This window comes from Microbacterium meiriae, from assembly GCF_040702565.1.
Classification (GTDB): Bacteria; Actinomycetota; Actinomycetes; order Actinomycetales; family Microbacteriaceae; genus Microbacterium; species Microbacterium meiriae.
The window spans coordinates 629,244-641,401 of record NZ_JBFBLJ010000001.1 but is presented as its reverse complement, the minus strand read 5'-3'; the positions used below and the strand labels follow the sequence as shown (position 1 = coordinate 641,401).

The window sequence follows — 12,158 nt, the reverse complement described above, 5'->3', positions numbered from 1 at the left end:
GCGCTACTCCCCCGAGTCCGCGGGTGGGGAGGAAGGATCCTCGGGATCGTCGACCTGCAGCACGATCACGGTGACGTTGTCGCGCCCTCCGTTGTCGAGGGCCGCCGCGAGCATCGCGTCGACGCTCTCCGCGGGGTCGGCATGAGCGCGGAGGAAGTGCTGGATGCCGTAGTCCGTGAGCTCCTTCGTGAGACCGTCGGAGCAGATGACGAAACGGTCGCCCGGCCGCACGTCGATGGTGACGTAGTCCGGCGCCGTGAGCTCGCTCGCACCGACCGCGCGGGTGATCACGTTGCTGTACGGGTGGCCCTCCGCCTCTTCGGGACTGAGCTTGCCGGCGGTGATGAGCTCCTGCACGACGGAGTGATCGGTCGTGACCTGCAGCAGCCGGTCGTCGCGCAGCAGGTACACGCGCGAGTCACCGATGTTCAGCGCCACCCAGTGCGGCCCGTCTCCCTGTTCGTCCAGGTAGACGCCGGTGAGCGTGGTGCCGGTCCCCTCGTCGGTGGTGTCCGGGTGCTCGGCGATGTCGTCCACCGCGAGCGCGAGAGCCTTCTCGATCGCGGAGGGGGTGACGTCGTCGGCATCGACCATCGCCCGCAGGCGCGCGACCGTGCTCTGGCTGGCGATCTCGCCGCCGGCATGACCTCCCATGCCGTCCGCGACGATGAAGAGCGGGTACTCGGCGAGGAGGGCGTCCTGATTCGTCTCCCGGCGGCGCCCCTGGTCGGTGACGCCGGCCCAGGACAGCCGCAACGGACGATGCGCAACCGTGAGGGTGTGCGTCTTGGTCTCAGCCACGAACTGCCTCCGATGGACCTGCGGCGGATGGGGCGGGCGCAGGATACTCACACATCGTAGTGGAACTCGCTCCTCGGGACCGCACCGGGATGGCGGTGGACGGGGCGCGGGGCGACGGGAGGAGGGACGACTTCCCTCCGCTGCGACGAGTCCATGTCTCCACGTTAGCGGCATGTGGGGACACGGAGGAGCCACGGACGCGAAGAACCCCCGATCCGAAGACCGGGGGTTCTCCTCACGTCGTCACGCAGGCGGCTGCGTGGGATCGTTCGGTGTGGTCGGCGGCGCCGGAGGAGCGGCGGGAGGAGCCGCGGGCGGGGCCGGAGGCGTCGTGGGCGGAGCCGCGGGAGGCGCCGGAGGCGTGGTGGGCGGCACCGGAGGGATCGGCGCACCCGTCGCCGGGGCGGCGGGGCCGGCGGGCGGCGCGTAGCCGGGTGCCGAAGGCGGCGTGTACGCCTGCGTCGGCGGCGCGTAGCCCTGCGGCGGGGTGCCGTAGCCCTGCGGTGCCCCATATCCCTGCGGCGCACCGTAGCCCTGCTGCGGGGCGGCCGCTGCCGGCTGGACGGGAATGCCGTCCCACACCGTGCGGTCGCCGAGGAAGCCGTTACCAGCCCAGGAGGCCGGCTGGATGTTCGGGTTCCAGCGCGACTTGTCGAACGCGTTGATACCGAGCCAGACGACGGAGAGGAAGACGTAGAGGACGACCCAGACGGCGTCCTTCTGGAGCTTGAGGCCCACGCGCCACGCGGCGATGACCGAGAGCACCGAGAGCGCGAGCGAGAACAGGAAGCCGATGCCGATCCAGCTCAGCAGGGCCGTGCCGGCGATGCCGTACAGGACGAGCCACGGGCTCAGGTCACCGAGCTTGAAGAAGATCATCATGTTGTAGACGGGCACCCAGGCACGCCAGTTGCCCTGCACGCCGGCCTTCTGGAAGATCTTCATGTAGAAGAGCGACACCAGGACGTACCCGGCGACCGCGATCAGCAGAATGACGAAGAAGTAGGCGAAGAGCAGGCCGAGATAGCCCGCTCCGTAGTCGTCGTAACCCATGAGGCTCACATTCTCTGGTCAGGGGAGACGACTCTCGTCCCCCGCCACGAGACTCCCCGCCTCGCATTGGACATGGTAGCGGTGCGCCCAGGGGGCGGCAACGACCGCCGGGGGCGATTCGCCGGCCTCGGGACCGTCAGTCGGCGACGACCAGCTCGATCTCCCCCGGTGCGGCGCCGTCCCGCAGAACGACGTCGTGCGCCTGTGCCCACCGGTGCAGCCCACGGAGCGAGCCGAGACGCGGCCGGTCCTCGGCAAGTGCCCGGACGAGCAGCCCCTTGGACTTCTTGTTGAAGTGGTTCAGCGCCCTCCCCTGCGCCGTGACGACCCGCACGTACACGGACGGCACCCCGGCCGGCACGGGTCCGAGTGCCGCGTACGCCTCGCTGCGCAGATCGAGCACGAAAGCCGGGGCATCGGCCGCGATCGCCGCCGCCGTCGGATCGGCCCAGTGGCGACGCAGCGGCGGCATCCCCGGAAGCGTGGTGCCGGCTGCCAGGCGATAGGTCGGGATCGCGTCCAGGGCCGCGACGGGGCCGAACGGAGCGCTGTGAATCCACACGTGGGCGTCCAGCCAGCGACGGGAGGCGGTCGAGAGCGACGCCGCGTCGAGGGCGTCGAACAGTACACCGGTGTAGCGGTCCACCGCGGGCATCGTGGGCGCGCTCCTCATGACACGGTTGTGCGCGATGTCCCCCCGCTGCCGATCGCTCAGCTTCAGCACGCGCCGGCTCGCGTCCTCATCGGCGGCGAGAGCGACGAGAGCGTCGATCACGGCGGTCCGCTGCGGTGTGAGGTCCGGGAGTGCCAGCGCGGGCACATCCAGCGGACCGCCGTCACCGCCCTCGCGCTTGGTCTCGGACGGCGGAAGCAGGATCTTCATGGGACCTCAGGGGAAAGAGACGCGTCCGCCTCGACACCCGGGCGGGTGTCGAGGCGGACGCGATGTACAGGACTGTCAGGAGATGAGTGCCGCGTTGCCGGCCACGATCGTCAGGACGTCGCCCTCCATGGAGAGGAAGCCGTCCTGCGCGTTCGCCAGCACCTTGGCGCCATCCGTCTGGGTGATCCGGACCTGACCCTCGGCGAGGATGGCCAGCACCGGCTCGTGACCGGACATGAAGCCGATCTCGCCCTCGACGGTCTTGGCGACGACGAGGCTCGCCTCTCCCGTCCAGACCTCCGCGTCGGCGGAGACGAGGCTGACATGCAGCGCCATGGTCAGGCGTTCTCCTTCTGGATCTGCGCCCAGCGCTCCTCCACGTCGGAGATGCCACCGACGTTGAAGAAGGCCTGCTCGGCGACGTGGTCGAAGTCACCCCGGGTGATCGCATCGAACGACTCGATGGTCTCCTTCAGCGGCACGGTCGAGCCCTCGACGCCCGTGAACTTCTTCGCCATGTAGGTGTTCTGCGAGAGGAACTGCTGGATGCGACGTGCACGAGACACGACGATCTTGTCTTCCTCGGAGAGCTCGTCGACACCGAGGATGGCGATGATCTCCTGCAGCTCCTTGTTCTTCTGGAGGATCTGCTTCACCGTCGTGGCCACGCGGTAGTGGTCCTCGCCCAAGTAGCGGGGGTCCATGATGCGCGACGTCGAGGTCAGCGGGTCGATGGCCGGGTACAGACCCTTCGACGCGATCTCACGGGAGAGCTCGGTCGTCGCGTCGAGGTGCGCGAAGGTCGTGGCCGGGGCCGGGTCGGTGTAGTCGTCGGCCGGCACGTAGATCGCCTGCAGCGAGGTGATCGAGTGACCGCGCGTCGAGGTGATGCGCTCCTGCAGGAGGCCCATCTCGTCGGCGAGGTTCGGCTGGTAACCCACGGCGGAGGGCATGCGGCCCAGCAGCGTGGAGACCTCGGAACCGGCCTGCGTGAAGCGGAAGATGTTGTCGATGAAGAGCAGCACATCCTGCTTCTGCACGTCACGGAAGTACTCCGCCATCGTCAGAGCCGACAGGGCGACGCGCAGACGCGTCCCCGGCGGCTCGTCCATCTGGCCGAAGACGAGGGCGGTCTTGTCGAAGACGCCCGCCTCCTCCATCTCGTGGATGAGGTCGTTGCCCTCACGGGTGCGCTCACCGACACCGGCGAACACCGACACACCACCGTGGTCCTGCGCGACGCGCTGGATCATCTCCTGGATGAGGACGGTCTTGCCGACACCGGCACCACCGAAGAGACCGATCTTGCCACCCAGCACGTACGGGGTGAGGAGGTCGATCGACTTGATGCCCGTCTCGAACATCTGCGTCTTCGACTCGAGCTGGTCGAAGTTCGGGGCCTTGCGGTGGATCGGCCAGCGCTCGGTGACCTCGATGGTCTCGCCGGGCTCGAGGTTCAGCACCTCGCCGATCACGTTGAAGACCTTGCCCTTGGTCACGTCGCCGACGGGGACCGAGATGGCCTCACCGGTGTCGCGCACCTCCTGACCGCGGACGATGCCGTCGGTCGGCTTCAGGGCGATGGCGCGGACCAGGTCGTCGCCGAGGTGCTGCGCGACCTCGAGCGTGATCTCGGTGGACTCCTCGCCCATCACGATGGTGGTCTTCAGGGCGTTGTAGATGTCGGGGATCGAGTCGTGCGGGAACTCGATGTCGACAACCGGACCGTTGACGCGGGCGACGCGCCCGACGACCGCGGTCGCCGGCTGCTCAGCCGTGGCGGTGGTGGTCATTTCTTCGTCTCTTTCCTGAGGGTCTGTCAGCTCGATGCGAGAGCGTCGGCGCCACCGACGATCTCGGCGATCTGCTGGGTGATCTCGGCCTGACGCGCGTTGTTGCGCAGGCGGGTGTAGTCGGTGATGAGCTTGTCGGCGTTGTCGCTGGCCGACTTCATCGCCTTCTGCGTCGCGGCCTGCTTGGCGGCGGACGACTGCAGGAGGGCGTTGAAGACGCGGCTCTGGATGTACACCGGCAGGATCGCGTCGAGCACCGTCTCGGCGTCGGGCTCGAACTCGTACAGCGGGTAGACGGTGCTGCCCGCCTCCGAGTCGTCGGCCTCCGCGATCTCCAGCGGCAGCAGGCGCACGGACTCCGGCGACTGCGTCATCATGCTGACGAAGCGGTTGTACACGAGGTGGATCTCGTCGACGCCGCCGTCCTCGCCGCCACGGTTGAAGGCCTCGAGAAGCGTCTGCGAGATCTCCTCCGCCGTGTGGAACGAGGGGGTGTCGGTGTCGCCGGTCCACTCTGCAGCGGCCGCGATGCGACGGAACTGGAAGTACCCGACGGCCTTGCGGCCCACGAGGTAGAACACCGGCTCCTTGCCCTGCTCGCGCAGGAGCTCCGCCACCTCGAGACCCTCACGGAGGATCTGCGAGTTGAAGGCTCCGGCGAGACCGCGGTCCGACGAGAAGATCACGACCGCGGAGCGGCGGATCGTCTCGGGCTCGCGGGTGAGCGGGTGGTCGACGTTCGAGTGCGTCGCGACGGCGGACACGGCCCTCGTCACGGCCCGCGCGAAGGGGGTGGACGCCTTGACGCGTGCCATCGCCTTCTGGATGCGCGAAGCCGCGATGAGTTCCATCGCCTTCGTGATCTTCTTGGTCGTCTGAGCAGAAGAGATCTTCTGCTTGTAGACCCTGAGTTGAGCGCCCATGAATCAGTACCTCACGCGGTTACGCGCGACGACCCTTGACGATCTTCTCCTGGTTGACGTCCTCGGCCTCGGCCGCAGCGTGCTCCTCGTGGCCAGGGGCGCCGATGGCGTGGCCCTTGCCGCCCTGGAACTCCAGGAGGAAGTTGTCGGTCTGCTTGTCGAGCTCGGCGACGGTGGCGTCGTCCAGCACGTTGGTCTCCCGCAGCGTGTCGAGCACCTTCGTGTTGCGACGCAGGTAGTCGAGCAGCTCGCGCTCGAACCGCAGCACGTCCTCGACCTCGATCGAGTCGAGCTTGCCATTGGTGCCGGCCCAGATCGAGACGACCTGCTCCTCCACCGGGTACGGCGAGTACTGCGGCTGCTTGAGCAGCTCGGTCAGACGGGCACCGCGCGAGAGCTGACGACGCGAAGCGGCGTCGAGGTCCGATGCGAACATCGCGAACGCCTCGAGCGAGCGGTACTGCGCCAGCTCCAGCTTCAACGTTCCGGAGACCTTCTTGATCGACTTCACCTGAGCGTCACCACCGACACGCGACACCGAGATACCCACGTCGACCGCAGGACGCTGGTTGGCGTTGAAGAGGTCGGACTGCAGGAAGATCTGGCCGTCGGTGATCGAGATCACGTTGGTCGGGATGTACGCCGAGACGTCGTTCGCCTTGGTCTCGATGATCGGAAGACCGGTCATCGAACCCGCACCGAGCTCGTCGGACAGCTTCGCGCACCGCTCGAGCAGACGGGAGTGCAGGTAGAAGACGTCGCCAGGGTAGGCCTCGCGGCCCGGCGGGCGGCGCAGCAGCAGGGAGACGGCACGGTAGGCCTCGGCCTGCTTCGACAGGTCGTCGAAGATGATGAGGACGTGCTTGCCGCCGTACATCCAGTGCTGGCCGATGGCCGAACCGGTGTACGGAGCGAGGTACTTGAAGCCGGCGGGGTCGGACGCCGGAGCCGCCACGATGGTGGTGTACTCCAGAGCGCCGGCCTCCTCGAGCGCGCCCTTCACCGAAGCGATGGTCGAGCCCTTCTGACCGATGGCGACGTAGATGCAGCGGACCTGCTTGTTGACGTCGCCCGACTCCCAGTTGGCCTTCTGGTTGATGATCGTGTCGATCGCGATGGCCGTCTTGCCGGTCTGGCGGTCGCCGATGATGAGCTGGCGCTGGCCGCGGCCGACCGGGATCATCGCGTCGATCGCCTTGATGCCGGTCTGCATGGGCTCGTGCACCGACTTGCGCTGCATGACGCCGGGGGCCTGGAGCTCGAGCTCGCGGACACCCTCGGTCGCGATCGCGCCGAGGCCGTCGATCGGGTTGCCGAGCGGGTCGACGACACGGCCGAGGTAGCCGTCGCCGACCGGGACGGAGAGGACCTCACCCGTGCGGGTGACTTCCTGACCGGCCTCGATGCCGGTGAAGTCGCCGAGGACGACGACACCGATCTCGTGCTCGTCGAGGTTCAGCGCGAGACCCTTGGTGCCGTCGGCGAAGGTCACGAGCTCGTTCGCCATCACGCCGGGAAGTCCCTCGACGTGAGCGATGCCGTCGGCGGCGTCGATGACGGTGCCGACCTCGGTCGCCGCGGCCCCGGTGGGCTCGTACGCGGCGGCGAAATCCTTCAGCGCGTCACGGATGACGTCGGGGCTGATCGATAGTTCTGCCATTGTCTTCCCTTTGTATCTGGGTGCGCGGTTCCCCGCGCGAAGTCGTGTTAGCCCGCGAGCTTCTGGCGAAGGTCGGCGAGTCGTGCGGAGATGCTGCCGTCGATGACGTCATCGGCGATCTGCACGCGCAGGCCTCCGACGACGCTGGGGTCGATGACGACGTTGAGGGACACCTGGCCGCCGTATCGCTGCGAGAGCGTCTGGCCGAGTCGCGTGCGCTGCGCGTCGCTGAGCTCGGTCGCCGTGTGCACCGTGGCCACGAGGCGACCGCGCTGGTTCGAGACGATACGCATCGCCCGGCTCAGCAGCTGCCGCACCCGGCGCTCGCGCGGCTGACGCACGAGGGACGTGACGATGAAGGCCGTCGGAGCGCTGGCGGAGGCATCGACGAGGAGACGCTCGACCAGGGCGGCCTTGGCGTCCTCTCCCCCGAGCCGGCTGCCGAGCGCGAGCTCGAGCTCCGGGTTCGCCGCGATCACCCGCGAGAAGCCGAAGAGCTCGCCCTCGATGTCCGCGCCGGGCTCGGCGATGGTCGCCGCCCGGATCGCGAGCTCCTCGAGACCGTCGATCAGCTCGGAGGCGTTCGACCAGCGTTCGGCGACAGCGGTGCGCAGGACATCCTGCGCCGCGGAGCCGTACTGCCCGAACACCGCGGACACGACGTTCTGCCGCGCCGAGGTCGGAGCCGAGGGGTCAGCCAGCGCGCCGCTCAGCTGAGACGATTCGCCCACGGCCCGCGCGGCCGCGAACAGCTCGCGCGCGGTCTCGAGGGTGACGTCCTTCGCTGCGGCAAGCGTCTGAGTGGATGCCGCGAGTGCCTGAGCGGTCGCGCTGCCCATTACGACTGCCCGCCCGGGACCTGAGCCTGTCGAAGGTCGGATGCTTCGAGATCGGCGAGGAAGCGGTCGACCACGGCGGCCGCGCGGGCGTCGTCGGAGAGCGTCTCGCCGACCACGCCGCCGGCGAGGTCCAGAGCGAGCGAGCCGACCTCGCTGCGCAGGGAGACGAGAGCCGTCTGGCGCTCTGCCTCGATCTGCGTGTGCGCGGTGGCGGTCAGACGCGCGGCCTCGCTGGCTGCGGTCTCCTTCGCCTCGGCGATGATCTTCTTGCCGTCCTCACGGGCGGCCTCACGGATCTCACCGGCCTCGGTGCGTGCCTCGGCCAGCTGTCGGGTGTACTCCTCGAGAGCCGCTTCCGCCTGCTTCTGCGCCTCATCGGCCTTGGCGATGTTGCCCTCGATGGCGGCGGACCGCTCGTCGAGCATCTTCGTCAGACGAGGAAGGGCGACCTTCCACACGACGGCGAGGATGATGAGGAACCAGAAGCCCGACCAGATGATGTCGTACCACGCGGGGATCAGCGGGTTGTTCGCCGCTTCACCCTCAGCCGCGAGGTTCGTGACAAGAGCGTTCAGCATCCTGTCTCCTTCAGAAGTCGGTGGGGATTACGGGAAGGGGATGAATCCGACGGCGATGCCGACGAACGCAAGCGCCTCGGTGAAGGCGATACCGATCCACATGAGGACCTGCAGGCGACCGGCCAGCTCGGGCTGACGGGCGACGCCCTCGATGGTCTTGCCGACCACGATGCCCACACCGATGGCCGGGCCGATGGCCGCGAGGCCGTAGCCGACCGCCGCGAGGTGGCCGTTGATTTCAGCGAGAACCGTAGTTGCGTCCACGGGTTTTTCCTTTCGTTGGGTGGGAGGGCTGTTGCCCGCCCGCTCAGTGCTCTTCTGCGACCGCGAGCTGGATGTAGACCGCGGTGAGGACGGTGAAGACGTAGGCCTGCAGGACGGCGACCAGGATCTCGAAGAGAGTGAAGGCACCGCCGAAGGCGAGGGTTCCGATACCGAGGGCAGCCCAGCCGCCGCCCGCGGTGAAGAAGAAGAACTGGGTCGCCGCGAAGCAGAGGACCAGGATCATGTGGCCGACGACGAGGTTCATCAGCAGTCGCAGGGTGAGGGTCACCGGGCGGATGATGAACGTCGAGATGAGCTCGATCGGCGTGACGATGAAGTAGACCGGCCACGGCACGCCGGACGGGAAGAGCGCGTTCTTGAAGAAGTTCTTCGGGCTCTTCTTGATGCCGGCGTAGATGAACGTGACGTAGCTGACCACGGCGAGCGTGAGCGGCACCGCGATGATCGCCGTTCCCGGCATGTTCAGGAACGGGATGATGCCCGTCACGTTCATGAACAGCACCATGAAGAAGATCGTGGTGAGGATCGGCAGGAAGCGGTCGCCGTCCTTGCGGCCGAGCAGGTCGTGCGCGATGCCGCCGCGGACGAAGCCGAGGCCCATCTCGACGAGGCTCTGGAACCGGCCGGGCACGACCTTCATGCGGCGGGTGCCGAGCCAGAGGATCAGGACGACGGCGATCACCGAGAGCAACTGGATCAGGTGGATCCGGTTGACCGGGATGGGTCCGACGTGGAAGAGGATCTCCGGGAAGAACTCATCGATCGAAGGGCCGTGGAACTCGCCATCAGAGGACGCGAGTCGGGGGGTCAGGGTCGCAGCAAGATTAAACAGCGCGGGCTCCAGCTTCGGGGCACCGGTCAGAACCGGGGCGACGATGGTCGGTGTGCTACACAGCGCAAGCGCTCGCGGGCGAGCGGCGGGCACTCCTCAACACTATCAGAATCCAAGGGTGCCCTAAGACCGCGGGGCCGCGTCCGCAGGGCCGTCGGAGGCATCGTTCACCGCTCCGGGGGCGCGGTCCTCCGGCACCTCGGTGGGGAGCGTGGTGTCGCTGACGTTCGGCAGCCGCATCTGGGTGAGAACGACGACGTCGATGATGAGGGACATGAGCACCCCCGCGACGATCGACAGGAAGAACACCATCGGCTCGATCCACGGCTGTCCGGCGAGCAGGATCATCACGACGACGAAGACCCCGAGCTTCAGCAGCCACCCGCCCAGCACGATCGCGAAGAAGAGCTGCACGTACAGCGGATCGCCGTACCACCGGTTGGCGATGAGGATGCTCAGCCCGGTGATCCCGAGGAACAGCGCGGCGAGGAGGACACCGAGGAGACCGCTGACCAGCCCCTCCCCCTGCGCGACGGCGAAGCCGATCCCGCCGGCGACGAGCGCCAGCACGACGGTGGCCACCGCCGACCAGACGAGGGTGCGACGCAGGATCGGGGTGCTGGAAACGGGGCTCGGACTCATCGGGGCTCCAGGGGGATCGGGTCGGGCGCGACGCCCGCGGCGGTCTTGCGTCGGCGGGTGGGACTCAGGGTGATGACGAGGCATGCGGCGATGCCGACGACCCCGAACGCGACACCCGGAAGGTACTGGCCGGGCCAGTCCTCTCGGGCGCCGACGTACATCAGGAGGACGGCGAGGGAGATGACGGCCGTCCAGGCGTAGAAGATCAGGACCGCGTCGCGGTCGCGGTGGCCGAGGTCGAGCATCCGGTGATGCAGGTGCTTGCGGTCCGGCGAGAACGGCGATCGCCCCGCGCTCATCCGACGCAGCACGGCGAGGCCGAAGTCCAGCAGCGGGAGGAGCACGACCAGCAACGGGAGCAGGATGGGCAGGAAGGCGCCGACCAGCTGCGAACGCCCCAGGCGCTCCGGGTCCAGGGCGGACGGATCCATCTGCCCGGTGATCGCGATGGCCGAGGTCGCCATGAGCAGACCGATCACGAGAGCACCGGAGTCGCCCATGAACAGCTTCGCCGGGCTCCAGTTCAGCGGAAGGAAACCGAGGCAGGCGCCGATGAGGACCGCGGCGAGGAACGTGGAGAGGTTGAAGTAGCTCGACGCCCCCGAGTCCCGCGTGAAGATGTACGAGTACGCGAAGAAGACGCCGTTCGAGATCAGGCAGACGCCGGCGACGAGACCGTCGAGACCGTCGATGAAGTTCACGGCGTTCATGACGATCACGATCGCGAACATGGTGATCGTGATGCTCAGCCAGCTCGACACGACGATCAGGTCGCCGAACGGCAGGGAGAGGATCTGCAGGCCGCCGCCCACCGTGATGATGCCGGCGGCGAGGAACTGCGCTCCCAGCTTGATCATCCAGTCGATGTCCCAGAGGTCGTCCATGACCCCGATCACGGCGATGAGCAGGGCTGCCGCGAGGATCGACCACATGGTCTGCGGCGGCGTCCAGATGCTCTGGAAGAACGGGTTGGCGGCTGAGACCGCGAAGGCGGCGACGATGCCGAGGAAGATCGCGACGCCGCCGAGTCGGGGCGTGGGGGTGGTGTGCACGTCGCGTTCGCGGATGCCGGGATACAGCTTGAAGCGGAGGCTCAGCCGCCACACCGCCCAGGTCAGCACGAAGGTGATCGCGGCGGTGACGATGATCGTGAAGAGGTACTGCTTCACGAATCCTCGTCCTGCGGGTCCGGCTCGAGCAGGTCGCCCAGGACCTCGCGCAGCTGCTCCCTGGTCACGACGCCGTCCCGCAGGATCCGGACGACGCCCTGCTCGGCGTCACCCGCACGGCGGACGAGCGAGGTCGCATCGATGATCGTGGACGCGACGCCGTCCTTGCTCATGCCGTCGTCCAGATACACCGCGACGCTGTCGCCCAGCATCTTCTCCGCGTCGAGCGCGGAGATCGCTGCCGCCTTGCCGGTGAGATTGGCACTGGACACCGCGAGCGGTCCGGTCTCGGCCAGCAGCTCGAGCACCACCCGCCCCTCGGGCATGCGGACGGCGACCGTGCCCTTGGTCTCCCCCAGATCCCACACCAGCGAGGGCTGCGCCGGCAGCACGATCGTGAGCCCCCCGGGCCAGAACGCGTCGACGAGACGCTGGACGGGCTCCGGAACAGCCTCCGCGAGGGCCGTCAGCGTCTCCTTCGTGCCGACGAGCACGGGCGGCGGCTGATTGCGGCCGCGACCCTTGGCGTCCAGGAGGCGCTGCACCGCGGGCGGCGAGAAGGCGTCGGCGGCGACGCCGTAGACGGTGTCGGTGGGGATGACGATGAGGTCGCCGCGGCCGATCGCCTGGCGCGCATTGCGCATCCCGGCGAGCAGCTGCGCCTCGTCGCTGCAGTCGAAGATGGGGGACATGACGGTTC

14 protein-coding genes are annotated in these 12,158 nt (G+C 68.0%); all 14 read right to left on the bottom strand.

All coding sequences use genetic code 11. The features are described from left to right. Positions 1–3: 3 nt before the first annotated feature. The 14 genes from AB0310_RS03045 to AB0310_RS02980 all read right to left on the bottom strand — a co-directional run bounded on the left by AB0310_RS03045 (position 4) and on the right by AB0310_RS02980 (position 12,150). Positions 4–801 (bottom strand): PP2C family protein-serine/threonine phosphatase, encoded by a 798-nt coding sequence (locus AB0310_RS03045; protein WP_366236561.1) that lies wholly within the window; start codon positions 799–801, stop codon positions 4–6. A 243-nt stretch (positions 802–1,044) separates the two neighbouring features. Further along, a complete protein-coding gene (locus AB0310_RS03040; protein WP_268776469.1) occupies positions 1,045–1,854 on the bottom strand; it encodes a large exoprotein in 810 nt (269 codons plus the stop codon). A gap of 136 nt (positions 1,855–1,990) precedes the next feature. Beyond that, entirely contained in the window at positions 1,991–2,737 is a 747-nt protein-coding gene (locus AB0310_RS03035) for a YaaA family protein (RefSeq protein ID WP_268776470.1), read from the bottom strand. A gap of 75 nt (positions 2,738–2,812) precedes the next feature. After that, the gene (locus tag AB0310_RS03030; protein ID WP_025103153.1) at positions 2,813–3,073 is read right to left on the bottom strand and encodes a F0F1 ATP synthase subunit epsilon; all 261 of its coding nucleotides are present in this window, start codon (positions 3,071–3,073) and stop codon (positions 2,813–2,815) included. Positions 3,074–3,075: 2 nt separating this feature from the next. After that, entirely contained in the window at positions 3,076–4,530 is a 1,455-nt protein-coding gene (atpD, locus tag AB0310_RS03025; protein ID WP_187663822.1) for a F0F1 ATP synthase subunit beta, read from the bottom strand. Positions 4,531–4,556: 26 nt separating this feature from the next. Continuing rightward, on the bottom strand, positions 4,557–5,453 hold the full coding sequence (locus tag AB0310_RS03020) for a F0F1 ATP synthase subunit gamma (RefSeq protein WP_187663821.1): 897 nt from the start codon (positions 5,451–5,453) through the stop codon (positions 4,557–4,559). Positions 5,454–5,472: 19 nt separating this feature from the next. Beyond that, entirely contained in the window at positions 5,473–7,113 is a 1,641-nt protein-coding gene (gene atpA / locus AB0310_RS03015) for a F0F1 ATP synthase subunit alpha (RefSeq protein ID WP_062634989.1), read from the bottom strand. Between the two features lie 47 nt (positions 7,114–7,160). Beyond that, positions 7,161–7,952: a F0F1 ATP synthase subunit delta gene (locus AB0310_RS03010; protein WP_292797898.1), complete on the bottom strand. Its 792-nt coding sequence runs from the start codon at positions 7,950–7,952 to the stop codon at positions 7,161–7,163. Continuing rightward, positions 7,952–8,530, bottom strand: coding sequence for a F0F1 ATP synthase subunit B (locus AB0310_RS03005; protein ID WP_060922506.1), 579 nt, complete (start codon positions 8,528–8,530; stop codon positions 7,952–7,954). The genes AB0310_RS03010 and AB0310_RS03005 overlap by 1 nt, the downstream gene beginning before the upstream one ends. Positions 8,531–8,557: 27 nt before the next feature. After that, the gene (gene atpE / locus AB0310_RS03000; protein WP_025103147.1) at positions 8,558–8,794 is read right to left on the bottom strand and encodes an ATP synthase F0 subunit C; all 237 of its coding nucleotides are present in this window, start codon (positions 8,792–8,794) and stop codon (positions 8,558–8,560) included. Between the two features lie 43 nt (positions 8,795–8,837). Further along, the gene (gene atpB, locus AB0310_RS02995) at positions 8,838–9,659 is read right to left on the bottom strand and encodes a F0F1 ATP synthase subunit A (protein ID WP_136035259.1); all 822 of its coding nucleotides are present in this window, start codon (positions 9,657–9,659) and stop codon (positions 8,838–8,840) included. 111 nt (positions 9,660–9,770) lie between these two features. Next, positions 9,771–10,289: a Cg1360 family ATP-synthase-associated protein gene (locus tag AB0310_RS02990; protein WP_187663819.1), complete on the bottom strand. Its 519-nt coding sequence runs from the start codon at positions 10,287–10,289 to the stop codon at positions 9,771–9,773. Beyond that, the gene (locus AB0310_RS02985) at positions 10,286–11,458 is read right to left on the bottom strand and encodes an MraY family glycosyltransferase (protein WP_187663818.1); all 1,173 of its coding nucleotides are present in this window, start codon (positions 11,456–11,458) and stop codon (positions 10,286–10,288) included. The genes AB0310_RS02990 and AB0310_RS02985 overlap by 4 nt, the downstream gene beginning before the upstream one ends. Next, positions 11,455–12,150 carry an L-threonylcarbamoyladenylate synthase gene (locus tag AB0310_RS02980; RefSeq protein ID WP_187663817.1) on the bottom strand — a complete coding sequence of 232 codons (696 nt, stop codon included), beginning with the start codon at positions 12,148–12,150 and terminating at the stop codon, positions 11,455–11,457. The genes AB0310_RS02985 and AB0310_RS02980 overlap by 4 nt, the downstream gene beginning before the upstream one ends. Between the last annotated feature and the right edge of the window lie 8 nt (positions 12,151–12,158).